This is a genomic window from Parasphingorhabdus sp. (assembly GCF_048269915.1).
Taxonomy (GTDB): domain Bacteria; phylum Pseudomonadota; class Alphaproteobacteria; order Sphingomonadales; family Sphingomonadaceae; genus Parasphingorhabdus.
Genome location: NZ_JBLWTY010000002.1, coordinates 243,058 through 269,173, shown reverse-complemented (window position 1 = coordinate 269,173; position 26,116 = coordinate 243,058). Strand labels below are relative to the sequence as shown.

Here is a 26,116-nt window from a genome sequence, read left to right as displayed (position 1 = left end):
AAAAAATTTAGCGCACCAATTTACCAGCCATGCCGATGATATCATCCAGCGGATTGCCGTCACCATTGAGGTCGAGAAGCGAACCGATGCCGCCCATACCGCCAGAAGAGGCATTATTATTTCCACCCAACAGGCCACCGATCAGGCCACCGAGACCGCCGCCACTGTCGGCGCTGCTACCGCCTTGTTTGGCCATATATCCGGCCACCATCATCGCCACGACCGGAAGCATTTTCTTGAGCAGATCGCTGCTGATACCGGTCTGCTGTTCTGCCCCCGCCGCTACGGTGCGGCTGACTTCCTTGGAACCGAAAATCTGACCAAGCACTTCATTGCCTTTATCAACCGGGGTCGGTTGCGTACCCAGCACACTGTCGAGCAGACCGCCGCCGCCGAGCTGGCCAAGCAGTCCGCCCAGCCCTTCCAGACCACTAGGCTGTGCCTGTGTCGTTTTCTTGAAACCACCCAATATGGCTGGCAGCAACGCTGCGGCACCAACTTCTGCAACGCTTTCGTTGATCCCCAGTTCTTTGGCCATTGTTCCGATGCCGCCCGACTGTTGCAACACATCCATAATATTCATAATCGCTCTCCTTCTTTGCCATAACGGCCAAAAATTGATTCTGTGCTTGCACGGTCCTTAGCATATTTTCGTAGCAAAAACCGCCTAATCGCGGGCTTTACGATTGTTTACATGCTGTCAGCGGCCCAAACCCGTGGGCGATTACGAACGGCAATTGACTCCGCGATCACGAACACCGAGATATTGAACCCAGGGCATGGCCCGGCACGACGCCGAACGGAAAGGCCCCTAATTTAAGAGGAGCATAATATGAGCATTTTTGGAAAAATTAAAAACGCGATTTTTGGGGGCGAAGCCAAGGCAGCTGAACCCGAAGCCGCACCGGTTGCCGCAGCACCGGCCGAGCGCGCTGCGATCAGCGAAGTGGACGTTGAAGCCCGCCTCGACAGCATCCCGGGATCGGACAAGCTCAACTGGCGCAACTCGATTGTTGATCTGATGAAGCTGGTGCAAATTGATGCCAGCTATGGCAACCGCAAGGAACTGGCCCAGGAACTGGGCAATGCTGACTATAGCGGTTCTGCCGAAGACAATATCCTGCTGCACAAGCAGGTCATGAACAAAATTGCCGCAGCGGGCGGAATTGTTCCGGCTGATCTGAAGGACTAATCCACTGGACCGCAGGTCCGATAGAATTTAGGCGGGGGGCTGTGAGCGATCATAGCCCCCTTTCTCTTGCCGAAGCCCCAAAAGGCTGCCGCCGCTGCCCGCGCCTGGTCGGCCTGCGCAAATCCTTGCGCAAGGATCATCCCGACTGGTGGAACGCGCCTGTACCGGCCTTTGGCGACCCGGAGGCATCACTGGCGATCGTAGGCCTCGCGCCGGGCACCGAAGGCGCCAACCGGACCGGCAGGCCGTTTACAGGGGATGCCTCGGGGGAAACGCTCTTTGCCACCCTGACCAAATATGGCTTCGTCAACGGCAAGTTTGCCAATGACCCCACCGATGGCATTAAACTGAACGGTGCGATCATCCTCAACGCGGTCAAATGCCTGCCGCCGGAAAACAAGCCGACCGGCGCGGAGATCAACAATTGCCGTCCCTATCTCAAAAAAGCCGTCCGCTCCCTGCCCAATTTACGGACGATAGTGGCTCTGGGCAAAATCGCCCATGACAGCATCATCCGCATGGAAGGCCTCAGACTGGCGGACCACAAATTCGCGCATGGCGCGGAACATCAACTCCCGGGTGGCCGCACCCTGATCGACAGCTATCATTGCAGCCGCTATAATCTGAATACGCGGCGCCTTACCGTGGCGATGTTTGAGGATGTTTTTAGAACGACAAAAGCTTGGAATGACCAATGACTTCAGCATTCAAGATTATAGAATTGCAGCAAGATACCGATGAGTGGCTACAATGGCGCTGGTCGGGTTTGGGCAGTTCAGACGCTCCTACAATAATGAAACAGAACCCCTGGAAGTCGCGAGGAGATCTGTTCGAAGAAAGGCTCGCACAGAAAACTCCGGTGCAAAACAGAGCCATGTTGGAAGGCAAAAAAAGCGAACCGCTCGCGCGTAAATCCTACATTGAAAAAGTTCAAACCCATGCCAAACCGGCCTGCCTTCAATCTGAAGCCTTCCCATTTATGTTGGCCAGTCTTGATGGAATAAACTTGGAATCGGGAAAAGTTGTTGAAATCAAATGCGGCAAATCAAGTTACCAACGGTCATTGGGTAGAGGCGGTTTTCCACCTCCCTATTACATTGCTCAACTGCAACATATTTTGGCAGTCACCGGATTTGAACAGATCGATTACTTCAGTTGGCGTCCCGACCAACCTCCACTGCTAAGATCCATCGACCGTGATGAAGAATTCATCAATCAACTCGTCGATAATGAGGCCTCCTTCTGGAAGCGCCTTTTGGAACTGAAGTCAGAACTCGATACGATATAGACCTTCTTCTACTAACGTCGCAGCACAATATTAAACACACATCCAAATGTATCTCGCAGCAAATTCCGGGTTACCAACTTCCTTTCGTCCCAGAATGCTCGCAAGCGGTCTATTTATCCTCGGCCAGCCGCCCGTAAAGTTCCGGCCTCCGGTCCCTGAAAAACCCCATGCCGGCGCGGTGCTTGCGGGCTTCTTCGAGATCGAAAGTCTCGACCAGCACGCCGGTTTCATCCGAACCATATGCGGCGACCAGATCGCCCCATTCATTGGTGATGAAGCTGTGGCCGTAAAAGGCCTGATCGCCGTTTCCTTCTGTCTCGATGCCAATGCGGTTGCTGGCCACCACCGGCATGCAATTGCTCACCGCATGGCCCTGCATCGCCCGCCGCCACATGCGGCTGGTATCGAGGTCCGCGTCATAGGGTTCGGAGCCTATCGCTGTGGGATAGAACAGGATTTCCGCGCCCATCAGCGCCATTGCCCGGGCGGTCTCCGGATACCATTGGTCCCAGCAGATACCGACGCCGATCCTGGTGCCGCACACATCCCAGGTCTTGAAGCCCGTATTGCCCGGACGGAAATAAAATTTTTCCTCATAGCCGGGGCCGTCGGGAATATGGCTTTTGCGATAGACACCCATGATCTCGCCATCGGGATCGATCATCGCGATACTGTTATAATGATGCGGTCCGTCGCGTTCGAAAAAACTGGCCGGAATCGCGACACCATATTGTTTGGCGAGCTTCTGCATCGCCAGCACCGGCGCGCTCTCGCCCACTGGCTGGGCCAATGCAAAAAGCGCTTCATCCTCGATCTTGCAGAAATAGGGGCCGGCAAACAGCTCCGGCGGCAATATGATCTGCGCGCCCTGCTCCGCCGCTTCGGCGACAAGGCCGCTCACGGCATAGATATTTGACTGTTCATCGCCGCCCAGAGGCAGCTGCAGGGCCGCTACACATATATTTGTCATAGCGGCCCTGATAGCGGGTTACGGAAGCTTCTTAAACAATAATGTCATCCGGTCGGATTCGCCGATTGCCGTATATTTGGCCTTGTCAGTCTCACCCAGTCGCAGCACCGGGGGCAGGGTCCAGACGCCACCTTCATAGTCGGAGCTGTCCTCCGGATTGGCGTTTACTTCGGATTCGCTGACCAGTTCGAAACCGTTCAGCGCAAACAGCGCTACGACCGATGCCTGCTTCAGATAGCCCTTGGTGCCATTGGACATGGCATAGGATGCATCCTTTTTAGCGCGGTGCTGGACGATCCCGACCATGCCGTCGTCGGCCAACATTTCCCGCAAGGCGCGCAATTCCGAATCCGCCCGATTGCTGTTCAGCATGCCGTGCAGCGACCGAAAGATCAAAATCCGGTCCACCGTGCCCTTTATGTCATCCGGTATTTCGTCGCTTTCAAAAGCCCGTATCTTTTGAGCCTCAATATCGGTCCATTTCGCTACAATATCGGGAAAGCTTTCGGGCCAGCCTTTGGTGCGCGCTTCGCGGGCTCGGTCAGGAAAACTGCTGTCCGAGCTGTCTGCATTGACGGCAATATATCGTCCGCTATCAGCGAGATATGGTGCCAAGATGCGCGTATACCAGCCGCCGCCCGGCGCATATTCGGCGACCGTCTGATCAGGCTTCACACCAAAGAAATGCAGGGTCTCGGCGGGGTGGCGATAGACATCGCGCGCTTTGTCTTCCCCGCGGCGTGCATCCGCCAGTATCGCGGCCAGACCGGTATCCTTCATTTCGGCCCCGGCCTGGTCATGATGCTTGGCGTTCACGGGCACAGTCATTCCCAGAATCGCCAACGTCGCGCTGGTCAAAAGCAGTTTTTTCATGATGTTCTTCCTCTCAAAAACTTCGGGTTGCTCTTTCTTTCTTCGACACTAGCCGGCTCGTGCCGACACGCAATATGTCTCAACCGACATTCTCCATGGACCGGCTATATTGCGGCAGGATGTCGGGACGGGGATATAGCTCGTCGAAAGGCACAGATGTTCCCGTATCCTGAACGATCCGGACATGCCGGCGGCCGAGTTGCCGCGGTTCGTCCACGCCGCAGCTATGCGCAATCACTTCGACCTCGTGAACGATATTTTTGCAATAATTGGCGACTTTCACCTTCTTGTCCTGTGGATCAAGGCCGCGCTGCAACCGCGGATTATGGGTGGTAACGCCCGTCGGACAGGTATTCTTGTTGCACTTGAGCGACTGGATACAGCCGAGCGAGAACATGAATCCGCGGGCACTGTTGACGAAATCAGCCCCTGCGCAAATCGCCCAGGCGGCGCTGGCCGGCGTGATCCGCTTGCCCGATGCGATAATCTTGATCCGGTCGCGCAGGTCATATTTGTGGAATATATCGGACAGCATCGGCAGGCTTTCCTTCAGCTGCAGACCGACATTGTCCATCAGCGGCATCGGCGCGGCCCCGGTTCCGCCATCGCCGCCATCCAGCGTGAAGAAATCGGGCGCGCTGGCGACTCCGCGCTTCTGGATCTCGGCGCACATTTCTTCCAGCCAGCCATAGGCACCGATCACCGCCTTGATCCCGGTGGGCTTGCCGGTCACCCCCCGCACATGATCGATGAAGTCGAGCAGTTCATCCACATTGTTGATTTCCGGATGCCGATTGGGCGAGATGCTGGGCTCCCCTTCCGGGATACCGCGTATTTCGGCAATCATCCGGTTGACCTTCGCCCCCGGCAATATCCCGCCCTTGCCCGGCTTGGCGCCTTGCGACAGCTTGATTTCGAACATCCTGACCTGATCATGCGCCGCCACCGCGCGCAGCCTGTCATCGTTCAGGCTGCCATCCGGATTGCGGACACCATATTTCGCCGTACCAATCTGGAAGACAAGGTCGCAGCCCCCTTCGAGATGAAAGGGAGACAGGCCGCCCTCACCCGTGTTCAGCCAGCATCCCGCCAGTTTTGCGCCGTGCGAGAGCGCCCGGATCGCCGGAACCGAAAGCGCGCCAAAGCTCATCGCCGATATATTGAAAAAAGAAGGGGCTTCATAGGGATGCCGGGAATGTTCCCCGATGATACAGCGTGCCGTGTCCGCAGTGTCGGTCTCCAGCGCCGGGAAGGGAGAATTGACAAAAATTGCCGTGCCGGCTGGTTCCAGATTCTTGGTCGATCCGAAGGCAATAGTATTGTCCATACCCTTGCCGGCGCGCTCCACCCATTCCCGCTCGGCCCGATTGAACGGCATTTCCTCGCGGTCCATGGCGAAAAAATATTGCCGAAAAAATTCACCCAGTTCGGAGAAGATATGCCGAAACCGGCCGATCACCGGATAGTTTCGTCGTACTGCATCCTGCTTCTGGGTGACATCGATGACGAACATGACAAGCAAGGTCGCCACGCCCAGCCCCAGCAGCACGATAAAAATATAGGTCAGCATGCCCAACACGCCGAGAATTCCGTCCGTCATCGACCGTCCCTTTCGGTTTCATCCAGGACTAGCATCATGCGCCTCCGGAACAAAGGCTCGCGCCCATTGTTGATAGGGTTACACTGCAAACGGAATTTGTTGCGAGATACAGTGAAAGCTGCCGCCACCGCGGAGCAATGACCGGCTGGAAAGACCGACCGTCTTTCGTCCGGGAAACAGGGCGGCAATTTGTGCGACAGCCCCGGCGTCGTTCGCCACATCATATTGCGGCACCGCGACGACGGTATTGCCGATATAGAAATTCATATAGCTGGCCGGGGCGATGTCGCCGTCGACCGTATAAAGGCCTGCCGAAGGCAACCGCACCACTTGCAAGCCCGCCGAAACCAGACGCGCCGCCGCATCCTCGAAAATCGCTGCATTGGGATCGCCATCGCTCTCGGCTTGCGGCACCGCCACCATGCCCGGCGCAACAAAGCGGGCGAGATTATCGACATGACCGTCGGTATGGTCGGCGACCAGCCCGTCGCCAAGCCAGCAGATTTTCTCGATCCCCAGTGCCTGACCCAGCCGCTCTGCAACCTGCGCCTTGCTGATCCCCCTATTGCGATTGCGATTGAGCACGCATTGCTCCGTCGTGACCAGCCGCCCCGCGCCGTCACCATCGATCGCGCCGCCTTCCAGAATCCAGTCGTGATCGACGACCGGCAAGTCAAAGCGCTTGGCCAGCCGCGCACCGATATCCTGATCACCGGCCATGGCAAATTTTCCGCCCCAGCCGTTGAAACCGAAATCCTGTCCGACGAGACCGCTTTCACCACTTGCAAAGAGGGGAGCCGTGTCACGCAGCCAGACATCGCCGAATGGTTCGACAATAACGGTAATCACCGATTGGACCAGGGAACGTGCCACATCTGCATCCGCCGTCGTCCGGCACACCAGAACAACGGTTTCGCCGCTGCCTTCATCGGCAATGGCATCGGCAAAGGCCGCCACTTCGCGCTGCGCCTCTTCCCGGCCGCCCGGCCATTCCGCCGGATCACCGGGGAAGCCGATCCAGACGGCCTGGTGCGGCTCCCATTCTGCGGGCCATTTTGTCATGCGATTACCGATCCGGATCAGTTGCCGGCGCGGCTGTTGTCGCGCGTGGCCCGGAATTCGTCGCCCTCGTTCCAGTTCGGCCAGTCCTCGGTCATCGCCAGCATCCGGCCGACGGTATAATAGACTTTCAGATCACCCATCACACCGGTCCAGTCCCATTCCGGATTATATTCATCCTTCGGACCATGGTAGCGGTTTTCGGTATAGTCCTTGGCCAACGCCTCTCCGGCTTCGCGGCCGCCCTCGACCAGGTCTTCCCCACCCTCGAAATAGATCATCGGCACGCCGAGCTTGGCAAAGCTGAAATGATCGGAGCGATAATAATAGCCCTTCTCCGGTGTCGGCTCGGCTTCGGCCACACGGCCGTCACCCTTGAGCGCCGCTTCCAGATAGGCATCAAGCTGCGATTTGCCCTTGCCGACCACGATGACATTTTTCGCCGGACCAGCCATACCAAAGGCATCCATATTCACCCCGCCGACCGTCTGGCTCAGCGGATAGACGGGATTGTCGGCATAATATTTGGAACCGAGCAAACCGGATTCCTCCGCCGTTACCGCGAGGAAGATGACACTGCGATCCGGTGCGCCCGCTTTTGAGTAAGCTTCGGCCAATGCGACCAGCGCGGCGGTACCGGTCGCATTGTCGACCGCACCATTGCAGATATCGTCACCATCGGGCGCTGGCTTACAGCGTCCGAGATGGTCCCAGTGCGCGGTATAGATGACATATTCATCGGGGCGCGTCTTGCCCTTCAATATGCCAATGACATTCTTGCTGTCGGTTTTCTTGATATCATTTTCCAGCGAAGCCGTCGCTTTCAGTTTCAGGTCGACCGCCTTGAAACCCTTTTTTCTGGCTGCGGCCATTTGCGCGGTCAAATCCTGGCCCGCTGCGGCAAAAATCTTCGCCGCCGCATCTTTCTGGATCCAGCCGTTCAGCTTGGTCTGGTCGGCGCCACCATTGGCCGACTGGGCATAAAATTGCTCGCCGGTCCAGCTCGATTCGACCACGTTCCAGCCATAGGCCGCCGGCTCGGTATCGTGGATGATCAGGGCGGCAGCGGCACCCTGCCGCGCCGCTTCTTCATATTTGTAGGTCCAGCGGCCATAATAGGTCATTGCCCGGCCACCAAATTCGCCTTCCAGGCTTTCGGTACCGAAATCCGGATCATTGACGAGAATGACCACCGTCTTTCCCTTTACGTCAACGCCGGCATAATCATTCCAGCCACGCTCGGGTGCGTTGATGCCATAGCCGACGAAAACCATATCGCTGTCCGCAACTTCGATTTTCGGCTGCTCCTGATAGCTAGCGACAACATAGTCGCTGCCATAGGAGAAGGACAAATCGCTCTTTCCGCCGCTGATTTTCAGGGGCGACATGTTCTTTGCGGAGATCCCGACCAGCGGAACGTCCTGATACCAGCTGTCCCCGTTACCTGGCTCCAGCCCGGCTGCGGCAAATTTTTCGGATATCAGCTTGACGGTCTTGGCTTCTCCCGGCGTGCCCGGCGCGCGGCCTTCATAGGCATCGGAAGACAGTTCCTCGGTCACCGATTTCATCGTCTCAACCGACAGTTCCGGCGCCGCGATTTCGGGCAGTGCCAATCCGGTCCCATCCTCTTCAATCTTCTTGCAGCCAGCCAGCGCCAGCGCCGGTACAAGAAGCACCAACAGCGACCGTTTCAACATAATGTCATCCTTTTGAAAATTTTCTCGGGCAATTTTGTTACGCATTCAATGCCAGACGATATTAGCCAAGGCAAGGAGCGTTCGGGGTCAGACGTCCCTTGCCAAATGCGGTCCAGTTCGCGATGACTTGTAAATAGATAATTCGAAGGGGAGTATTTGTGTTGCGTCATAGTTTGGTATTAGTTTCTCTTGCCGTTAGTTCGGCCCTCACTATCCCGACAGTTGCGGCCAATGAAAAAGCCGAAATATTCGGCGCCATGCCTGCGGTACAGGACATCAGCTTGTCTCCTGACGGAAACAAGATTTCCTTTATTTCACCCGGTCCCGGAACACAGACTGATCTTTATTCTATCGATCTTACCAAGGGTAACTCCCCGGTTCGGGTTACCACATCCTCAGGTGACCCGGATAATCTGTATTGGTGCGGATGGGTTTCAAGCGAACGCCTGGCGTGCAAAATTGGCGCGACGGAATCTTATGCAGGCGAATTATACAGCTCATCCACCGTTTTTGCAGTCAATTCCGATGGGAGCGAACCACAGCTGATGACCAAAAAACAGGGTCGAAATGCTATCGGTTACAGCCTTGGCGGCGGAAATATCATCGACTGGATGCCCGGCAAAGAAAATATGATCATGATGTCTCGATATCATTTGGCGCAAGAAAAAGTCGGCACTCGAATCTCGAACATCAAAAACGGACTGGCTGCGGAAATTATCGATACAAAAACCGGCAGAGCAAAATTTGCCGAGCGTCCGAGCGAAGAAGCAGTCGAATATATTACGGATGGGGTTGGAAATGTTCGCATCAAGGGCATGCGCACAAAACTGGGCCGCACGGAACTGGACAGCGGGGAAATAAAATATTTCTATGAACTGGATGGCAAATGGGTCGCTCTCGGCGAGCTTAATTATTCCAACCGCACTGGGTTCAACCCCTATGCTGTCGACGCCAAATCCAATCGCGCTTACGGTTTTCAGCGTGTAGATGGCCGTAAGGCTTTGGTGGCAGTGGACCTTGATGGAACCAACGATATTGAAGTGTTGGTAAAGCATGATCAGGTCGATGTTGACGGCCTGATCCAAATTGGCCGTAACAATCGGGTGGTCGGCGCAAGCTACGCACTGGAAAGGCGAACCGGTGTCTATTTTGATAGCGAGCTTGCAAATCTAGCTTCTGCATTGGGCAAAGCCTTGGGAGAAGATCATTCAATCCACTTTGCCGGCGCTGATTTGACGGAAAGCAAATTGCTGATCTGGGCGGGATCGGACATTGATCCCGGACAATATTTCCTATTCGACAAACAATCGAAGCAATTACGGCCGTTATTAGGCGTTCGACCGCTTGTTGAGAATGCCAATCTGGGAAGAGTAGAATCTATTTCATATCCAGCGGCTGACGGAACAATTATCCCGGGATATTTGACGCTTCCACCGGGATCCTCGGGCAAGAATCTTCCCGCGATAGTAATGCCGCACGGGGGCCCCGAAAGTCGCGATGAATGGGGATTTGACTGGCTGGCGCAATTTTATGTCAGTCAGGGCTTCGCGGTATTGCAACCCAATTTTCGTGGCTCAGCAGGCTATGGCGATGAATGGTATAAGAAGAACGGCTTTCAATCATGGCGGACGTCGATCGGCGATGTCACGGATGCAGGCCGCTGGCTTGTGGCACAGGGAATTGCAAAACCTTCAGCACTCTCGATCGTGGGCTGGTCTTATGGAGGATATGCCGCCCTGCAGTCCGCCGTTCTGGCTCCGGACCTGTTCAAGGCCGTCGTAGCCATCGCACCCGTTACTGATCTCTCAATGTTGAAAAGTAATGCAAAGGGATATTATGAAGAAGCGGTTGTTCGTGAATATGTCGGCAACGGCCCCCATGTGAGCGAAGGGTCTCCGGCACAAAATGCAACCAAAATCACTGCTCCGGTGATGTTGTTCCATGGGGGTTTTGATCGCAATGTGGAAATTCAGCAATCGAAATTGATGGAAGACAAGCTGAAGGATGCCGGAAAATCCGTCACATTCATCGAATATGAAGGTCTGGCGCACAGCTTGCAGAACAGCGCCGCCCGGATTGACATGCTGACCAAATCAGCAGCGTTCCTGCCCAAATAGCTTTTAGGCGATAGAAACAAAAAAGGGCGGCGCAACTGCACCGCCCTTTTTTGTATAAACTGGAAACCAGTAGTTAGCGCGAATAGAATTCGACGACCAGATTGGGTTCCATGGTTACCGGATAAGGCACTTCGTCCAGCGTCGGGATGCGGACATAGGTCACCTTGTCGGTGCCATCGGGTGTCACATATTCCGGGATGTCACGCTCTGGCAGGCTCTGTGCTTCGATCACGAGCAGCATTTCCTTGGCCTTGTCGCTCAGCGAGACAACATCGCCGGGAACAACCTTGCGCGATGCAACATTACATTTGACGCCGTTCACACGGATATGGCCGTGGCTGACGAGCTGACGGGCAGCAAAGATGGTCGGGGTGAACTTGGCGCGATAGACAACCATGTCGAGACGCTGCTCGAGCAGGCCGATCAGATTCTGGCTGGTATCACCTTTCATCGCGGCGGCTTCTTTATAGGCGCGGCGGAACTGCTTTTCCGTCACGTCGCCATAATAGCCCTTGAGTTTCTGCTTGGCGCGCAGCTGGATACCGAAGTCGGACAGCTTGCCCTTGCGGCGCTGGCCGTGCTGGCCCGGACCATAGTCGCGGCGATTGACGGGAGATTTGGGACGGCCCCAGATATTCTCGCCCATGCGGCGATCGAGCTTATATTTGGAACTGGTACGTTTGGTCATATCAATGACTCCTCATTTGCTGTTTTCAAGTCTTCCCGGAGCGCACCATCAAAATCTGGCCAAACCATCATTTTGATGCGGCCACCGCTTCACCGGGGTGCGGGGCCAATTGCAAGAGCGCGCCTATGGCGAGCAAAACGGCCATTGTCAACAGTCTTGCGCCACTAAAAGGAGCGCGAAAAAGCGGCAAATCGGGACAACAAGTCTCGACTCTCGATGACACGGTGATTATTGCGCGGGCATGACAGAAAGCAACCCATTGCCGCCCATGGAAACCATGGCCGACGTCCGCACACAGGTCGACCGCATCGATGCGGAACTCATTGCCCTGATGGCCGACCGTTTCGCCTGCATGGATGCCGCCGCCCGGATCAAGCAGGACCGGGGTGCCGTGCGGGACGAAACCCGTAAAGCTGCCGTTTTGCAGAATGTGAAACAGCTGGCGGAGGAGGCACGCATTCCCGTTCCGACCATGGCAGCAATCTGGGAAATGCTGGTAGAATCATCGATCAGCTACGAATTGCAAAAATGGGATCAGCTACGCAAATAGCGGCCCTCTGCTATTTTTCCGCCTTGTCCTTGCGCGGCGGCCGTTCCAGCGAAGATATAACCCCGCGCCAGGTCTTCACCTCCTCGTTGGTCCACGCTGGCTTGGTCAGCATATTGCGGAGCGTGACTTTCGTCGCCACGGCGCGTTCCGGCGGATAGAAATAGCCGTTTTTATCCAGCGCCCGCTCCAGATGCTCATAGAACATGTCCAGCTCCTTCTGCGGAGCCGGTTCGGCCATTTTCTTTTCCAGCGTCGGCTGAACATTGGCACTGCTGTCGATCTTGGACAATTCATAAGCCACAAGGATAACAGCCTGCGCCAGGTTGAGGGATCCAAATTCCGGGTTTATCGGCACGGTAATGATCTTGCGCGCGAGTTCGACATCGACAACTTCCAGACCAGAACGCTCCGGCCCGAATAAAATGCCGCATTTGCCGCTCGCTTGCGCCATATCTTCAGCCGCTTCCCATGGCGTTAAAACCTGTTTGGTCATGCCCCGCTTGCGCACGGTCGTGGCATAGACATGAGCACAGTCAGCAACTGCCTCCGCCGTGGTATCAAAAACCCTTGCCTGCTCCAGCACCTGATCCGCTCCGGATGCTGAGGGCCCAGCCGCCGGATTGGGCCAGCCATCCCGCGGATTGACGATGCGCATCTCGGTCAGTCCGAAATTCAGCATCGCGCGCGCCGCCTTGCCGATATTCTCGCCGAGCTGCGGATTGACGAGGATGATTGCGGGCTGGCTTTTCACGCCCCGCCGACATCTTTCACGCTGCCGGCAAATTCCTTGAAATCCTTGGCTTCGGTGAAATCCTTGTAAACCGAAGCAAAGCGAATATAGGCGACGCTGTCGAGGGTTTTCAGGCCGTCCATCACCATCTCGCCGATCTTCTGCGAGGGGATTTCGGTTTCGCCACTGGTTTCCAGCTGCCGCTGGATACCGGAGACCAGCTGATCCATCTGCTCCTGCGCCAGACCGCGCTTGCGACAGGCGAGCGCTACCGACAAATCGATCTTCGACCGGTCAAAGGGCTCTTTGCGGTCTTTGCTCTTTACGACAGTGATCTCGCGAAGCTGCACCCGTTCAAACGTCGTGAACCTTGCACCACAACTCTCGCACTGACGCCGGCGCCTGATCGTCGTATTGTCCTCGGTCGGACGGCTGTCTTTGACCTGACTGTCATCATGAGCACAAAAGGGGCAACGCATGGTCGGGCTTTCTACTTAGGCCGGATAAATCGGGAAACGGTCGCAGAGCGCCTGGACCCGTTGGCGCACATCTGCTTCGACAGAAGGATCACCGCCCTCGCCTTTTTCGCGCAGCCCGTCGAGCACATCGGCGACCATATCGCCAATCATGCGGAATTCTGCCTGGCCAAAGCCCCGGGTCGTGCCGGCGGGTGATCCGACCCGAATTCCGCTGGTTTTCATTGGTGGCTGCGGATCATTGGGGATGCTGTTCTTGTTGCAGGTGATACCCGCCCGTTCGAGCGCTTCATCCGCGTCGCGTCCGGTAATCCCAAGCGGCGACAGGTCGATCAGCGCAAGATGCGTGTCGGTGCCGCCGGCCACAACATCCGCACCGCGCTCCTTCAGTGTCGCGGCCAGTATCTTGGCATTTTCGATCACGGCAGCGGAATAGCTTTTAAACTCCGGCCGCAGAGCTTCACCGAAAGCCACAGCCTTGGCGGCGATCACGTGCATCAGCGGACCGCCTTGGAGGCCAGGGAAAACCGCAGAATTAATCTTCTTGGCAATGGACTCGTCATTGGTCAAAACCATGCCACCACGCGGTCCGCGCAAAGTTTTATGAGTGGTCGTTGTAACAACATGCGCGTGGTCCAGCGGGCTGGGATGCAGGCCGGCGGCAACCAGTCCGGCAAAATGCGCCATATCGACCATGAAAATGGCACCGACAGCATCGGCAATGGCGCGGAATTTGGCAAAGTCGATCTCGCGCGGATAGGCAGAACCACCGGCAATGATCAATTTCGGCTGATGTTCCTTCGCCAATGCCTCAACCTCGTCATAGTTGATCCGGTGGTCGTCGTCATTGACGCCATATTGAATCGCATTGAACCATTTGCCCGACTGGGCCGGTTTCGCGCCATGGGTCAGGTGACCGCCTGCGTCGAGCGACATGCCGAGGATGGTATCTCCAGGCTTGACCAGCGCCAGCATCACCGCGCCATTGGCCTGCGCGCCCGAATGCGGCTGCACATTGGCAAAGCCGCAATTGAAAAGTTGCTTGGCGCGCTCGATGGCGAGCGTTTCGACATCATCCGAAGGGGCACAGCCCTGATAATAGCGACGTCCGGGATAGCCCTCGGCATATTTGTTGGTGAACACCGAACCCTGCGCCTGCAAAACCGCCTTGGATACGATATTTTCCGAAGCAATCAGCTCAATCTGGTTCTGCTGACGAGACAATTCCGAATTGATCGCGCCGGCAACCGCAGGATCGCTCTCGTCGACCGAAAAATCGAAGAAACCGGTCGGCCGGATATCCTGTATATCTGCGACGTTGCTCATGCACTTGCTCCTTCAATTTGCGGTGCGGACAATTTATCGACCCGGCGCTGATGCCGGTCTCCGCCAAATGGTGTTTTCAGAAAGACATCGAGACAGTCTTTCGCGATTTCGATACCAACCAGACGTGCGCCCATGGCGATTATATTGGCGTCATTATGTTCCCGTGACAGTCTTGCCGACAGGCCTTCGGAAACCAGCGCACAGCGGCACGCGCGATTGCGATTGACGGCCATTGAAATGCCGATGCCGGAACCACAAAGCGCGACACCGCGCTCGGCCCGGCCGGAAGCCACTTCATCGGCCAGCTTGTAGCCATAATCGGGATAGTCCACACTGTCGGTGGTCATCGGTCCCAGATCGCTGACTTCGTGACCCGCGTCCTGCAACCATTGCACCAGCGCAGCTTTCATCTCGATGGCAGCATGATCAGAAGCGATGGCTACGCGCATGGGCAGTTCCTGTGGTTAGAATCGAATGGCCGCTATCTAGTAAAGAGTCCGGCGATAGGCCACCAAATATTTGACGCGCCGCAGCGGTCAAATCTCCATCTGGCTGCCCAGTTCCACCACCCGATTGGTTGGCAGTTTGAAAAATTCCATCGCCGTCGCCGCGTTGCGCAGCAGCCAGGAGAAAAGTTTTTCCCGCCAGATCATCATCTCTGGTTTTTTCGATGGCAGCAATGTTTGCCGCGACAGGAAGAAGCTGGTGGTCATCATGTCGAATTCCATGCCGCACCCTTTCACCAGTTTCAGGGCCTCGGGAACATCGGTTTCCTGCATGAATCCAAAATGGAGGATCAGCCGGTAGAAGCCATGGCCGAGATCCTTCACTTCGCAGCGCTTGTGCGGCGCAACGGTTGGCACATCCTTGATGTTGACGGTCAGGATCACGACCCGCTCATGGATAACCTTGTTATGCTTGATATTATGGAGGAGCGCCGAGGGCACTCCTGCCGATGACGAGGCCATGAAAATCGCGGTTCCGGGCACCCGCGTCGCACTATTGGCTGCGGATTTGGTGAAAATCTCGATCGGCATAGCCGCTTCCGCCATATTTTTTCGCATGATCTGGCGACCTTTGGCCCAGGTCGTCAAAATGATGAACGCGACGCCGCCGACCGCCAGCGGGAACCAGCCGCCATCCGGGACCTTGGTGAGGTTGGCCGCGAAATAGGCGCCATCCACAATAAAGAAGACCGCCAGGAGCGGCACGGCAAACCAAAGCTTCCATTTCCACAGGACGACCATAACAATGGCCAGCAAACATGTATCGATGAACATCGCGCCGGTGACGGCAATTCCGTAGGCCGATGCAAGGTTGCTCGAACTCTGGAACGTCAGCACCAGCAGGATGACCGCAATCATGATCGCCCAGTTGACGAACGGGATATAGATTTGCCCCGCTTCCGACGCACTCGTGTGCTTGATTGTCAGGCGGGGAATGAAGCCAAGCTGAATCGCCTGGTGCGTGACCGAGAAGGATCCCGAAATCACGGCCTGACTGGCAATGAACGTCGCCATCGTGGCCAATATAACCAGTGGCAGGCGAAGCACTTCCGGTGCCATGATGAAGAACGGGCTCTTGATCGCTTCGGTTGCACCGGCGGCATCAAGAGCAAGGATCATCGCACCCTGTCCGAAATAATTGCACAGCAGGGCCGGCATGACAAAGCCATACCATGCGACGCGCATCGGCTTTCTGCCAAAATGCCCCATGTCGGCAAATAGCGCTTCGGAGCCGGTTACAGCCAGCACGACAGAACCGAGCGCCAGGAATGCTTTCACCCCGTCGGTTAGAAAAAACTGCACGGCAAACCAGGGGTTGAAGGCAAAAAGGATGGACGGATGCTCGACAATCTGGATGAGACCCAGCGTACCGATGACGGCAAAATAGACAAACATGACCGGTGCAAACAACGCGCCTATTTTCGCTGTACCCCGAGACTGGAGCAGAAACAGGAATATCAACAGAGTAAGTGCAACTGGAATGACCAGATGCCCCAATCCCGGCTGAACAACGGTCAGTCCTTCCACCGCCGAGAGCACCGAAATCGCAGGCGTGATCATGCTGTCGCCATAGAATAGCGCTGTCGCAAACACGCCCAGCAATATCGCAAGCCAGCCGTATTTTGATCGTCGCATAGCGCCGGAAATCAGTGCGACGAGCGCCAGGCTGCCACCCTGCCCCTTGTTATCCGCACGCATGGTGATGGTGACATATTGGATCGTCACGACCAAAGTCATCGACCAGAAGATCAGGCTGACCACACCAAGAACGTGAATACGGTCCAGTTCCAGAGGATGTGCGCCGATAAATGTTTCGCGAAACGCGTAAAGCGGACTCGTGCCAATATCGCCGAACACGATTCCAATCGCTCCCGCGGCCAGTTTGGCTATGGCTGTATTGCGTTGTGGCGAGCCATGGGTTTGCACCGTATCGCCCTGCGCTTCTGCGCTTTCGGTTAATTCTGCAGACATTGGTTGGCCGTTACGGCGTACCCCGATCAATTGTGCACAATAGGCTGTTTACTGACACAAGTTTCAGCAAGCGCGAGCGCTTAGCACCAGCATTTAGCAGGTGCAACAAAACGACTGACCGAGAATATCAACCCATTCAAAATACAGGATTTTTACTGTTCCGCTATGGGTTCCGGCGCCACCGGAAGCGATGGTTGTATCTTTTCCATCGCCGCAAGCCGCGACTCGAGGTCCGCTCGCCACGGGGCATCGGCACTGCTTCGTTCCAGCAATTCTGTCCAGATCGCCCGGGCCTGATCAAGTTTGCCTGACTGAGCATAAGCCAGCCCAAGGAAAAATGGTGGTCCGGGATGCTCTGGGGATAGGTCGGCGGCTTTCTGGAAGGCAAATTGCGCGGCGGGCGTGATCGCGCCATCTGCATGGACGACAAGTGCATTGCCCAAGCCGACCCAGAGATCGGGATCGTCCGGATGTTCCTTGACCCCGTTGCGCAAATAATTGGCTGCGGCGCCATGTTTTCCGGCACGATTGAGAGAATCCGAGAAGATCAACCATTCCTGTGCGGTACCGAAACGCTCGCCCATCTCGTTGCGCGCATCAATCGTATCATCATCAAAACTGTTGGGTTTTTCCGTCGGCTCGACCGACACGCCCGCCATACCGGGATGTCCCTGCCAGGCGTATCCGGCGACACCAAGCAACAGCGCCGCTGCTGCTATCTCATAGGTACCACGGGACAATTTCCCCAATTTGATCAACGCGATTGCGCAAATCAGCACGAACAGCAATAATATGATCCAGCCCATTATTTGCCACCTTTGGGTTTGCGGAAACGCCCGCGCGCCAGCCACAGGGCAGCCAGCAACAGGATGATCGGCGCGATCCACAGCGGCCATGTAACCGCGGAGGCTATGGGCGGATCATAGGATACCCAATTGCCATAGCGTTCGATCAGCCAGCTTCTGACCTGTTCGGGCGTTTCACCCGCCGCAATCCGTTCGCGCACCTGACTGCGCATATCACCCGCCATTGGCGCATTGCTGTCGGCAATGGACTGGCTCTGGCATTTCAGGCAGCGCAATTCTTCCATCAGGTCGCGGGCAGCGGCTTCCTGACGCGGATCATCCAGCTGCCGGTCGGCATAGGGTGCCGGCGGCAGGCCGGTTTGGGCGGCAATTGGAACCGCGAGACCCAAGCAAAACAGGACAAGGAATCGTTTCATTCCGCTTCCCTTAGCAGTTCGAGCAGCTTGGCGATGTCTTCTTCGCGAATGTCACCGATATGCTGATGAACAATGATACCATTGCCATCGATCACAAATGTCTCCGGAACACCAGAAGAACCCAGTTCGAGTTGTACCTTGCTTGTCGTGTCGCTGCCGATTCGCGTATAGGGGTTGCCCCAGCGATTCAGGAAATTGGCAATATCTTGAGACGTATCGCGGCTGGCAATCGCGTTGATTTCAACACCGGCCTTCTGCAATTCCAGCAACTGCGGTGCCTCGGCAATACAGGGCACGCACCAGCTCGCGAAGATATTGAGCAAGGTCGGCGTGCCCTTGGCAAGATCGCCACTGCTCAGGGCCGGCCGTTGCTCAATCGCTGCGGGCAATGAAAATGCTGGCATAGGCTTGCCCACCATCTTGCTCTCGATAATATTATCCTTCGGCATCATCAGACCGATGGAGACCGCGCCAAAGAAAAGGCCGAAAAGCACGAGCGGCAGCCAGAGCAGCCAGCGGTTCACGACATCATCTCCGCATATTCGCGCTGTTTGCGTTGCTTATAGCCACGCCGCAACCGGCCGATCATCGCCAGAAAGCCGCCCAGCGCGACCAATATTCCGCCGAACCAGATCAAGGTCACGAACGGCTTCCACCACACCCTGACCTGCCAGCGCCCTGCGCTGTCACCGTCGCCGAGCACGACATAAAGCTGCCCGTTCCAGCGCGTCAGCAGCGCTGCTTCGCTGGTCTGGGTCTGGGCCGCCGCAAACATGCGGTTCTGGGGCGTGATTTCGTGGATGGAGCCATCACCATATCGCGCCGTCATCCGGCCCTCCAGCGCAGTCCAGTTGGGACCGGCAACCGGTTCGATCGCCTCAAACTTCAATTTCCAGTCGTTAACAACAATGTCGTCACCCGGCTTGGCCGCCACCAGCTTTTCTTCGGTGAAGCTGCTTTCCGAGGCCATACCGGCCAACGCCACAGCTATGCCAAAATGGGCAATAACCATACCATAGGTGTGAAGCGGCGTACGACGCAGGTTACGCTTCCACAAAGGAGCGAAACTGGCCACCGCAACACCAATTGCCAGTGTCAGACCGAGCAGTGCGAGAATCGACATGCCGGTGGTAAGCAAGGCCAGTGCAAATAAGGCAGCGGCGGTAACGAGGATCGGTATCGAAATGCGGTTCAGCATGGCCTTGGGATTGTCGCGACGCCAGCGTAGCAGCGGTCCGGCTGCCATGACCGCAACCAGCAACAGCGCCAATGGCCCCGTCGCCAGATTGAAATAGGGCGGACCAACAGAAAGCTTCTCCCCGGTTACCGCTTCGACCAGCAAGGGATAAAGCGTGCCGATAAAGACCAGTGCCAATATGACGGAAAGCAGCAAGTTATTCGCCACCAGCGCACCTTCACGGCTGACCAGTTCAAAACGCTTTCCTTCCTTCACCGTGCCGACACGCAGCGCGAACAGAGCCATCGCACCGCCAATATAAATGGCAAGCAGCGCCAGAATGAAACTGCCCCGTTCCGGATCCACGGCAAAAGCGTGCACGCTGGTCAGGATGCCCGAGCGGACGAGAAACGTTCCGATCATCGACATCGAAAAAGCCACCACGGCCAGCATCAGCGTCCAGGCGCGCAAACTGTCTCGCGTCGCCAGCACCGTGACGGAGTGAAGCAAGGCCGTCGCCGCCAGCCAGGGCATGAGCGAAGCATTTTCGACCGGGTCCCAGAACCACCAGCCGCCCCAGCCCAGTTCGTAATAGGCCCAGTAGCTGCCAGCGGTAATGCCGAGCGTCAGGAATATCCAGGCTCCCAGCACCCAGTGCCGCATCGCCTTGGCAAAAGCCGCCCCGACATCGCGTGTGATCATCGCGCCGACCGCGAAGGAAAAGGCAACCGAAAGCCCGACATAGCCGAAATAGAGCGTCGGCGGATGGAAGGCGAGACCGGGATCCTGCAGCAGCGGATTGAGCCCCTGCCCGTCCGCAGGCACCGGGAATATCCGCTCGAACGGATTGGAAGAGATCAGCAGAAAGGCATAGAAACCCAGGCTGATAAACGCCTGTGCCGCCAGCGTGGCGACAAGCGTCCGGTTTTTGAGCGAGCGTTCGAACAGGGCAATAAAGGCACCGGCCAGCCCCATGACCGTAACCCAGAGCAGCATCGACCCTTCGTGATTGCCCCAGGTCCCGGCAAATTTGTACAGCCACGGCTTTACCGAAGCGCTGTTCATCACCACCAGCTTGACCGACATATCGGAGCGCAGGAACAGCCAGATCAGCAGCACGAAGGACAAGGCAACAAAGACGCCCTGCGCCACCGCCACCGGCCGGATCGCAGTGAAATACTCCTCTCGCTCCGCCCGCAGGCCAATCGCTCCGAGGGCAAATTGGAGCAGCGCCAGTGCCGCCGCAAGCCAGAGGGCGATCAGGCCGGTTTCGGCGATCATTGGACCAGTGTCTCCGTCTTGTGCTTGCCATCGGTCATATCAATGCCGTCCAGCTCGCGCGGTATATAATTTTCATCATGCTTGGCGAGCAAAGTCTCGGCGACAAACAGGCCGTTGGCATCCAGCCGGCCATCGGCGACCACGCCCGATCCCTCGACAAAAAGGTCTGGCGTGATGCCGGTATAGGTGACTTTTTGCTGCGCAGCGCCATCCTGTACGATGAATTGCACCGTCACGCCATCGGCGGACCGCTGGATCGACCCCTCCTCGACCATGCCGCCGAGGCGGATAGCCTTGCCCGCCTCTGGCTTTTTCTCGATAATATCGGAAGGTGTGTAGAAATAGCTCGCCTGATCCTGCAGCGCATATGCCGCCAGCAGACCGGCGCCGATCAGCGCGGCCAGCGCCAGCAGCACCAGGGTAAGTCGTTGATGTTTTGCTTTCATTTTCGTTTACTCAACTGCTCTGCCTTGCGTTCCGCTCTGCGCATCGCAGTATAGCTGTTCACGACCACCCCCGCTGTGGAAAGCAGCACGATGGCATAAGAGGCAAGGACGAATGGCCAATGGTTCATTCGGCAGCCATCCTTTTCAACCGCGCTTCGACCTTGGTCTGCGCCAATATAGCCCGCATCCGCATCAGCACAATCGCTCCGAACAGGAAACTGAACCCCAGAACATTGACCATCAATGGCCATAAAAAGGCGCTGTCAATCGTGGAGCCACTGGTCGTGATACTGGCAGGTTGATGCAGGCTGTTCCACCATATGACGGAGCGATTGATGATCGGAATATTAATCGCTCCGACAATACCGAAGATCGCCGCTACGCGCGATACACCGCCCTTGTCGCCGCTGGCATTGGCCAGCGCGATATAGGCCAGATAAAGAAAGAAGAGCACGAGAACCGACGTGACCCGGCCATCCCACACCCACCAGGTCCCCCAGGTCGGCCGGGCCCAGATCGAGCCGGTAATCAGGCCCAGTCCGGTAAACAGAGCACCCGGAACCGCCACCGCCCGCGCCGCCACCGATGCCAGGGGATGCCGCCAGACAATCTGCATGATGCTGGCAACGGCAATGCCGGTCCAGCCACCCATCGCCAGCCAGACCGTTGGCACATGAATATAGAGAATGCGAACGCTGTCGCCCATCAACCGGTCCTGTGGCGCATAGACCAGCCCATAAGCCGAGCCGCAAATGACCAGCACCAGCCCAAGAGCCAGAAACCAAAAGGTCAACGGCTTGGCCAGCGTCAAGAAACGGGTCGGGTTTGCAAAAGCGTGCATGAAATGAGCGGTGATTGCCTCGAGCTAGATCGCGTCCGGTGTCATTGGTGAAATTCGATGGCAGAAGCACGGCTCAGCGACAAGTGTTTTTGCGATTTTCACTTTGTCATGAAACCGCCATTAAAAATTCATGCAGGAGTCCCTGAAACTGGAATTTACTTTCACAATAAGCGCCTAGAGGCCCGGTAGACCAGATTTACCGGAGGGCAAAATGTCAAAAATATCCAAGTTTCGCAAAGGGTTATTCGCAGGAGTAGCCAGCAGTCTTCTAATTTTGCCCTCGGCTGCATGGGCTGGCACGCTTTCCGGTACTGTAAGTGATCCCAGCGAAACCAGAGGCTTGCAATCCGCACAGGTTCGCATCGTCGAACTGGACCGCGTCGTCACAACCGAACGCGATGGCAGCTTTCGCTTCGCCGACGTTCCTGCGGGCACCTATACATTGGAGACGCGCTATGTCGGTGCCGACACCATTCAAACCAGCGTGACGGTCACGGAAACCGGGATGACGGTCGCGAATATCATATTGCGAACCGGGTCGGGCAACGAAATTCTGGTAATTGGCCAGAGTGCCAATCAGGCGAGTGCCCTGTCCCGCAAGCGCGAGGCCGACGGCGTGACCTCGGTCATTACCCGTGACGCCATCGGCCAGTTTCCCGATCAGAATGTTGCAGAATCACTGCGCCGCGTCGCCGGCATCAATATCCTGAATGACCAGGGCGAAGGCCGGTTTGTTTCGGTACGGGGCCTTGACCCCAATTTGAATGCATCTTCCCTCAACGGCGTGCGTATCCCTTCGCCTGAAAGTGATGTCCGTTCGGTTGCGCTCGACGTCATTTCAAGCGACCTCATCGAGTCGATCGAGATCAAAAAATCGCTGACACCGGATATGGATGCCGACACCATCGGTGCCTCGATCGAGATCAGCACGGTCAGTGCCTTTGACCGCAAGAAGGACCTGCTGACAGGAAAGCTGGAAGGCAGCTACAACGATTATTCCGGCGATGTCACGCCGAAGGGCAGCATCGACTTCTCCACCCGATTGACCGACAATATCGGCGTTGCAGGCGGGTTTTCCTATTATAAGCGCAAATTTGAAACCGATAATATCGAGGCTGAAGGCTGGGACACCAATGGCGATGGCGTCGTCTATGCCGAAGAAGTCCAGTATCGTGATTATGACGTCGAGCGCGAACGGATCAGCGCGTCGCTTTCCTTCGACTTCCGCGCCAGCGACAGCACAGAACTTTATGTTCGCGGCGTCTACAGCCAGTTCGATGATCAGGAATTCCGTGGCCGCACGACCTTCAAGCTGGATGAGGAAGCCAGTAGCGGCGATGCCAACAGCGCCCTGTTCGACGACGCCGATGGCGAAATCGAAATCGAACGCGATATGAAAGACCGTTTCGAAAGCCAGAAAATCCGTTCGGTCGTCGCTGGCGGCAAGACCGAAACCGGCCCGTGGAAAATCGAATATTCGGGGAGCTGGTCGAAATCGAGCGAATATGAAAACGGCTCGGTCGATCCCACCAAATTTTCCAATAAATTCGAAGGCGACGGCCTCAGCGTCTTGTTCGACTATACGGACGATCGCATACCGCTGTACAGCTATGCTGCGGGCGCAGCACTGGCCAATGACGCCAGCCTCTATGAACTGGAAGACGTTGAACTGACCACTCTGTCGGATGCGCAGGATGAAGAATTCTCCGCCCGGCTCGATGTCTCCCATATTTTCGCAATGGGCAATGGTGACTTCACTGTTCAGGGTGGCTTCAAGGGTCGCTGGCGCGAAAAAAGCCACGACAATAATGTCGAATTTTACGAGGACAGCACCGGAACCTACACGTTGGCCGATGTCCTGGGCCAGCAAACTTACCGCATCACCGACCTTGGACCGGTTGTCAGTCGAACGGGCGCAACAGACTATTTCCGCGCGAATTTCGGCGACTTCGAGTTGCAGGAAATCGACAGTCAGTTTGACTCTGCCGTCTCCGACTATGTCAATCAGGAGGATATTTACGCCGGCTATCTGCTCGGTCGCTGGGACAGCGAACAATTGCGCGTCATCGGCGGCGTCCGTTTTGAACGGACCGAAAATGTCATTTCTGCCAATACGGTGACTCTGGTCGAGGAAGATGCGACCTTCGGCGGCGTGCTGTTCACCGAAGATACGGTCATTGTCGCACCCAACAGCTTCACCCGCAGCTATGACGACTGGCTGCCCAGCCTGAACCTCCGGTTCGAACCGCAGCGCAACCTGGTATTCCGCGCCGCTGGCTATCGCAGTGTCGTTCGGCCCAACCTGTCGGATCTCGCACCGCGCTTCGCTGTCGAGCAAAATGATGATGATGAACGCGAAGGCGAATTTGGCAATCCCGATCTGCAGCCCTATGAAGCCTGGAATTTCGACGCATCGGCGGAATATTATTTCAGTTCGAACGGCGCGGTCACGGCCAATGTCTTTTACAAGGATATCAAGAATTTCATCGTCAGCTCGCTGGAAGAAAATGGCACGCGCTTCGGCATTGCCTTTGACGAGGCGACCATCCCGATCAATGGCCCCAGCGCCGAAGTGTTCGGCATCGAACTGGGCTACGCGCAGGCCTTCACCTTCCTGCCCGATCCGTTTGACGGCCTGCTGTTCAACTTAAACTATACGTTCACCGATGCCAGCGGCACGGTGCCGACCGATGGCGATATCAACGATCTGCGCAATATCCCGCTACCAAGCAGCTCCAAGCACACGTTCAACGCGGTGCTGGGTTACGAGAAAGGCCCCTTCGACTTCCGTCTCGCCGGCACCTATCGCAACCGCTACCTCGATGAACTCGGCGCGGAAGCCGACGAGGATCGCTATGTCGATAACCATTTCCAGCTGGACGCCAGTGTGAAGCTGAAACTGAACAAGAATATCCGCCTGTTTGCCGAGTGGATCAATATCAACAACGCCAAATATTTCGCCTATCAGAATTTCGATACGCGGCAGCGTCTCCTGCAATATGAAGAATATGGCTCGACGTTCAAATTTGGTGCAAAGATAACGATGTGATGAGGAATATTGCTCTTGTACCGCTCGTCAGCGCCGCTCTCGCGGGTTGCGCTGCCCAATCCGGAACCCCTTCACCCTCTGGCGCACCGCTGGTGCCCACTCTGGAACTGACCGCCGATGCGGAAACCGTTCCGGTCGGCACGATCAACCGCGACGCGGCGGATGACCCGGCTATCTGGCGCAACGCCGCGAATCCGGCGAAAAGTCTGATCGTCGGCACCGACAAGCGCGCCGGCCTTTATGTCTATGGCTTGGACGGTTCGAAAAAATCCTTCCTGCCCGAGGGCGAGCTCAACAATGTCGATCTCCGCGAGGTCACCATTGCAGGGGAAAAGACCGTGCTCGTCGGTGCGAGCATCCGCAATGATCGCGCCCATGCCCATATCGGCCTCTACAAGCTCGATACGGATAGCGCCCAGCTGGAACTATTGGGCAAATATCCGGCGGGTCCCGGCGAAGCCTATGGCTTCTGCTTTGGTCAGGATAGCGGCGGCGAAATCTTCGCCTATATGATCGAGAAAAGCGGCTTTGTCCGCGAGATCACCCTGGCGTTCGCAGGCGGTATCCCGACCGCCACCATAACGCGTTCGCACAAGCTCGCCACCCAGCCGGAAGGCTGTGTTGTCGATGACCGGACGGGGAGACTCTATGTCGGCGAAGAGAATAGTGGAATCTGGCTGTTTGATCTGGCCACCGACAATTTCAAGCCGCAGCGCTTTGCCCATATCAACGGCCGCGAACTGGTCGCCGATGTCGAGGGACTGGCGCTGGCTCCGGAAGGTGACAATGGCGGTTACCTGGTGGCCTCCAGCCAGGGCGACAGTGCCTATGTGCTCTATGACTTGCTGACCGGTGCCTATATTAATCGCTTTCGTCTCGTTGACGGCGCCATTGACGGCACCTCGGAAACCGACGGCATCGAGGTGAAATTGGGCGATTTTGGCCCCGCCTATCCTGATGGCCTGATGATTATGCAGGACGGTGCAAACGAAGGCGGCACGCAGAATTTCAAACTGGTCAGCTGGGCGAAAATAAAGGTGGCGATTGCGCCCTAGGC

The 26,116-nt window shown here is 56.5% G+C and carries 26 protein-coding genes; 7 read left to right on the top strand and 19 right to left on the bottom strand.

Annotated elements, in window-relative coordinates:
* Positions 1 to 7: 7 nt before the first annotated feature.
* On the bottom strand, positions 8 to 583 hold the full coding sequence (locus tag ACN0WX_RS06265; RefSeq protein WP_417621448.1) for a DUF937 domain-containing protein: 576 nt from the start codon (positions 581 to 583) through the stop codon (positions 8 to 10).
* Positions 584 to 832: 249 nt separating this feature from the next.
* Here ACN0WX_RS06265 and ACN0WX_RS06260 point away from each other — a divergent pair, with 249 nt between their 5' ends.
* Genes ACN0WX_RS06260 through ACN0WX_RS06250 form a run of 3 tightly spaced genes read left to right on the top strand, consistent with a single transcriptional unit; the run spans position 833 to position 2,480 of the window.
* On the top strand, positions 833 to 1,192 hold the full coding sequence (locus tag ACN0WX_RS06260) for a DUF3597 domain-containing protein (RefSeq protein WP_417621447.1): 360 nt from the start codon (positions 833 to 835) through the stop codon (positions 1,190 to 1,192).
* 41 nt (positions 1,193 to 1,233) lie between these two features.
* Positions 1,234 to 1,890, top strand: coding sequence for a uracil-DNA glycosylase (locus tag ACN0WX_RS06255; RefSeq protein ID WP_417621446.1), 657 nt, complete (start codon positions 1,234 to 1,236; stop codon positions 1,888 to 1,890).
* Positions 1,887 to 2,480, top strand: a complete 594-nt coding sequence (locus ACN0WX_RS06250) for a lambda-exonuclease family protein (RefSeq protein WP_417621445.1) — start codon at positions 1,887 to 1,889, stop codon at positions 2,478 to 2,480. Before ACN0WX_RS06255 ends, ACN0WX_RS06250 begins: the two co-directional genes overlap by 4 nt.
* A gap of 109 nt (positions 2,481 to 2,589) precedes the next feature.
* Here ACN0WX_RS06250 and aguB read toward each other — a convergent pair whose 3' ends face one another.
* The 5 genes from aguB to ACN0WX_RS06225 form a co-directional block, all read right to left on the bottom strand.
* Positions 2,590 to 3,450: an N-carbamoylputrescine amidase gene (gene aguB, locus ACN0WX_RS06245; protein ID WP_417621444.1), complete on the bottom strand. Its 861-nt coding sequence runs from the start codon at positions 3,448 to 3,450 to the stop codon at positions 2,590 to 2,592.
* An 18-nt stretch (positions 3,451 to 3,468) separates the two neighbouring features.
* Complete coding sequence (locus tag ACN0WX_RS06240; RefSeq protein WP_417621443.1) at positions 3,469 to 4,323, bottom strand: class I SAM-dependent methyltransferase; 855 nt, start codon at positions 4,321 to 4,323, stop codon at positions 3,469 to 3,471.
* Positions 4,324 to 4,402: 79 nt separating this feature from the next.
* The gene (locus ACN0WX_RS06235) at positions 4,403 to 5,923 is read right to left on the bottom strand and encodes an FMN-binding glutamate synthase family protein (RefSeq protein ID WP_417621442.1); all 1,521 of its coding nucleotides are present in this window, start codon (positions 5,921 to 5,923) and stop codon (positions 4,403 to 4,405) included.
* Between the two features lie 78 nt (positions 5,924 to 6,001).
* Complete coding sequence (locus tag ACN0WX_RS06230; protein ID WP_417621441.1) at positions 6,002 to 6,985, bottom strand: agmatine deiminase family protein; 984 nt, start codon at positions 6,983 to 6,985, stop codon at positions 6,002 to 6,004.
* 17 nt (positions 6,986 to 7,002) lie between these two features.
* Positions 7,003 to 8,679, bottom strand: coding sequence for a M28 family metallopeptidase (locus ACN0WX_RS06225; protein ID WP_417621440.1), 1,677 nt, complete (start codon positions 8,677 to 8,679; stop codon positions 7,003 to 7,005).
* A gap of 545 nt (positions 8,680 to 9,224) precedes the next feature.
* Here ACN0WX_RS06225 and ACN0WX_RS06220 point away from each other — a divergent pair.
* On the top strand, positions 9,225 to 10,796 hold the full coding sequence (locus ACN0WX_RS06220) for an alpha/beta hydrolase family protein (RefSeq protein ID WP_417621439.1): 1,572 nt from the start codon (positions 9,225 to 9,227) through the stop codon (positions 10,794 to 10,796).
* Between the two features lie 73 nt (positions 10,797 to 10,869).
* Here the strand turns inward: ACN0WX_RS06220 and rpsD are convergent, their stop codons facing one another.
* The gene (gene rpsD, locus ACN0WX_RS06215; protein WP_417621438.1) at positions 10,870 to 11,484 is read right to left on the bottom strand and encodes a 30S ribosomal protein S4; all 615 of its coding nucleotides are present in this window, start codon (positions 11,482 to 11,484) and stop codon (positions 10,870 to 10,872) included.
* Between the two features lie 241 nt (positions 11,485 to 11,725).
* Here rpsD and ACN0WX_RS06210 point away from each other — a divergent pair, with 241 nt between their 5' ends.
* Positions 11,726 to 12,034: a chorismate mutase gene (locus ACN0WX_RS06210; RefSeq protein WP_417621437.1), complete on the top strand. Its 309-nt coding sequence runs from the start codon at positions 11,726 to 11,728 to the stop codon at positions 12,032 to 12,034.
* Between the two features lie 10 nt (positions 12,035 to 12,044).
* Here the strand turns inward: ACN0WX_RS06210 and ACN0WX_RS06205 are convergent, their stop codons facing one another.
* The 12 genes from ACN0WX_RS06205 to ccmC form a co-directional block, all read right to left on the bottom strand.
* Entirely contained in the window at positions 12,045 to 12,785 is a 741-nt protein-coding gene (locus ACN0WX_RS06205) for an RNA methyltransferase (protein WP_417621436.1), read from the bottom strand.
* Positions 12,782 to 13,243: a transcriptional regulator NrdR gene (gene nrdR / locus ACN0WX_RS06200; RefSeq protein ID WP_417621435.1), complete on the bottom strand. Its 462-nt coding sequence runs from the start codon at positions 13,241 to 13,243 to the stop codon at positions 12,782 to 12,784. Before nrdR ends, ACN0WX_RS06205 begins: the two co-directional genes overlap by 4 nt.
* A gap of 15 nt (positions 13,244 to 13,258) precedes the next feature.
* Positions 13,259 to 14,566, bottom strand: coding sequence for a serine hydroxymethyltransferase (gene glyA / locus ACN0WX_RS06195; protein WP_417621434.1), 1,308 nt, complete (start codon positions 14,564 to 14,566; stop codon positions 13,259 to 13,261).
* Positions 14,563 to 15,015 (bottom strand): ribose 5-phosphate isomerase B, encoded by a 453-nt coding sequence (gene rpiB / locus ACN0WX_RS06190; RefSeq protein ID WP_417621433.1) that lies wholly within the window; start codon positions 15,013 to 15,015, stop codon positions 14,563 to 14,565. The genes glyA and rpiB overlap by 4 nt, the downstream gene beginning before the upstream one ends.
* 87 nt (positions 15,016 to 15,102) lie before the next feature.
* Complete coding sequence (locus tag ACN0WX_RS06185) at positions 15,103 to 17,043, bottom strand: potassium transporter Kup (RefSeq protein WP_417621432.1); 1,941 nt, start codon at positions 17,041 to 17,043, stop codon at positions 15,103 to 15,105.
* Positions 17,044 to 17,195: 152 nt separating this feature from the next.
* Entirely contained in the window at positions 17,196 to 17,849 is a 654-nt protein-coding gene (locus ACN0WX_RS06180) for a tetratricopeptide repeat protein (protein ID WP_417621431.1), read from the bottom strand.
* Positions 17,849 to 18,265 (bottom strand): cytochrome c-type biogenesis protein CcmH, encoded by a 417-nt coding sequence (locus tag ACN0WX_RS06175; RefSeq protein WP_417621430.1) that lies wholly within the window; start codon positions 18,263 to 18,265, stop codon positions 17,849 to 17,851. The genes ACN0WX_RS06180 and ACN0WX_RS06175 overlap by 1 nt, the downstream gene beginning before the upstream one ends.
* Positions 18,262 to 18,789, bottom strand: coding sequence for a DsbE family thiol:disulfide interchange protein (locus ACN0WX_RS06170; RefSeq protein ID WP_417621429.1), 528 nt, complete (start codon positions 18,787 to 18,789; stop codon positions 18,262 to 18,264). Before ACN0WX_RS06170 ends, ACN0WX_RS06175 begins: the two co-directional genes overlap by 4 nt.
* Positions 18,786 to 20,723, bottom strand: coding sequence for a heme lyase CcmF/NrfE family subunit (locus ACN0WX_RS06165; protein WP_417621428.1), 1,938 nt, complete (start codon positions 20,721 to 20,723; stop codon positions 18,786 to 18,788). The genes ACN0WX_RS06170 and ACN0WX_RS06165 overlap by 4 nt, the downstream gene beginning before the upstream one ends.
* Entirely contained in the window at positions 20,720 to 21,169 is a 450-nt protein-coding gene (gene ccmE / locus ACN0WX_RS06160; RefSeq protein ID WP_417621427.1) for a cytochrome c maturation protein CcmE, read from the bottom strand. Before ccmE ends, ACN0WX_RS06165 begins: the two co-directional genes overlap by 4 nt.
* Positions 21,166 to 21,297: a heme exporter protein CcmD gene (gene ccmD, locus ACN0WX_RS06155; RefSeq protein ID WP_417621426.1), complete on the bottom strand. Its 132-nt coding sequence runs from the start codon at positions 21,295 to 21,297 to the stop codon at positions 21,166 to 21,168. Before ccmD ends, ccmE begins: the two co-directional genes overlap by 4 nt.
* A complete protein-coding gene (gene ccmC / locus ACN0WX_RS06150) occupies positions 21,294 to 22,010 on the bottom strand; it encodes a heme ABC transporter permease CcmC (protein WP_417621425.1) in 717 nt (238 codons plus the stop codon). Before ccmC ends, ccmD begins: the two co-directional genes overlap by 4 nt.
* A 211-nt stretch (positions 22,011 to 22,221) precedes the next feature.
* On the opposite strand from ccmC, the gene ACN0WX_RS06145 reads away from it, so the two are divergent.
* Both ACN0WX_RS06145 and ACN0WX_RS06140 read left to right on the top strand, forming a co-directional pair.
* Complete coding sequence (locus ACN0WX_RS06145) at positions 22,222 to 25,059, top strand: TonB-dependent receptor (RefSeq protein ID WP_417621424.1); 2,838 nt, start codon at positions 22,222 to 22,224, stop codon at positions 25,057 to 25,059.
* Positions 25,059 to 26,114, top strand: a complete 1,056-nt coding sequence (locus tag ACN0WX_RS06140) for a phytase (protein ID WP_417621862.1) — start codon at positions 25,059 to 25,061, stop codon at positions 26,112 to 26,114. The genes ACN0WX_RS06145 and ACN0WX_RS06140 overlap by 1 nt, the downstream gene beginning before the upstream one ends.
* Positions 26,115 to 26,116: the final 2 nt, after the last annotated feature.

Coding starts and splice junctions, on each gene's coding strand:
- ACN0WX_RS06240 (WP_417621443.1), bottom strand. CDS start 4,323: ATGAAAAAACTGCTTTTGACCAGCGCGACGTTGGCGATTCTGGGAATG.
- ACN0WX_RS06175 (WP_417621430.1), bottom strand. CDS start 18,265: ATGAAACGATTCCTTGTCCTGTTTTGCTTGGGTCTCGCGGTTCCAATT.
- glyA (WP_417621434.1), bottom strand. CDS start 14,566: ATGAGCAACGTCGCAGATATACAGGATATCCGGCCGACCGGTTTCTTC.
- ACN0WX_RS06140 (WP_417621862.1), top strand. CDS start 25,059: ATGAGGAATATTGCTCTTGTACCGCTCGTCAGCGCCGCTCTCGCGGGT.
- ACN0WX_RS06265 (WP_417621448.1), bottom strand. CDS start 583: ATGAATATTATGGATGTGTTGCAACAGTCGGGCGGCATCGGAACAATG.
- ACN0WX_RS06250 (WP_417621445.1), top strand. CDS start 1,887: ATGACTTCAGCATTCAAGATTATAGAATTGCAGCAAGATACCGATGAG.
- ACN0WX_RS06220 (WP_417621439.1), top strand. CDS start 9,225: ATGACCAAAAAACAGGGTCGAAATGCTATCGGTTACAGCCTTGGCGGC.
- ACN0WX_RS06235 (WP_417621442.1), bottom strand. CDS start 5,923: ATGACGGACGGAATTCTCGGCGTGTTGGGCATGCTGACCTATATTTTT.
- rpsD (WP_417621438.1), bottom strand. CDS start 11,484: ATGACCAAACGTACCAGTTCCAAATATAAGCTCGATCGCCGCATGGGC.
- ACN0WX_RS06180 (WP_417621431.1), bottom strand. CDS start 17,849: ATGGGCTGGATCATATTATTGCTGTTCGTGCTGATTTGCGCAATCGCG.
- ACN0WX_RS06260 (WP_417621447.1), top strand. CDS start 833: ATGAGCATTTTTGGAAAAATTAAAAACGCGATTTTTGGGGGCGAAGCC.
- rpiB (WP_417621433.1), bottom strand. CDS start 15,015: ATGCGCGTAGCCATCGCTTCTGATCATGCTGCCATCGAGATGAAAGCT.
- ACN0WX_RS06230 (WP_417621441.1), bottom strand. CDS start 6,985: ATGACAAAATGGCCCGCAGAATGGGAGCCGCACCAGGCCGTCTGGATC.
- ccmD (WP_417621426.1), bottom strand. CDS start 21,297: ATGAACCATTGGCCATTCGTCCTTGCCTCTTATGCCATCGTGCTGCTT.
- ACN0WX_RS06165 (WP_417621428.1), bottom strand. CDS start 20,723: ATGATCGCCGAAACCGGCCTGATCGCCCTCTGGCTTGCGGCGGCACTG.
- nrdR (WP_417621435.1), bottom strand. CDS start 13,243: ATGCGTTGCCCCTTTTGTGCTCATGATGACAGTCAGGTCAAAGACAGC.
- aguB (WP_417621444.1), bottom strand. CDS start 3,450: ATGACAAATATATGTGTAGCGGCCCTGCAGCTGCCTCTGGGCGGCGAT.
- ccmC (WP_417621425.1), bottom strand. CDS start 22,010: ATGCACGCTTTTGCAAACCCGACCCGTTTCTTGACGCTGGCCAAGCCG.
- ccmE (WP_417621427.1), bottom strand. CDS start 21,169: ATGAAAGCAAAACATCAACGACTTACCCTGGTGCTGCTGGCGCTGGCC.
- ACN0WX_RS06185 (WP_417621432.1), bottom strand. CDS start 17,043: ATGTCTGCAGAATTAACCGAAAGCGCAGAAGCGCAGGGCGATACGGTG.
- ACN0WX_RS06145 (WP_417621424.1), top strand. CDS start 22,222: ATGTCAAAAATATCCAAGTTTCGCAAAGGGTTATTCGCAGGAGTAGCC.
- ACN0WX_RS06210 (WP_417621437.1), top strand. CDS start 11,726: ATGACAGAAAGCAACCCATTGCCGCCCATGGAAACCATGGCCGACGTC.
- ACN0WX_RS06225 (WP_417621440.1), bottom strand. CDS start 8,679: ATGTTGAAACGGTCGCTGTTGGTGCTTCTTGTACCGGCGCTGGCGCTG.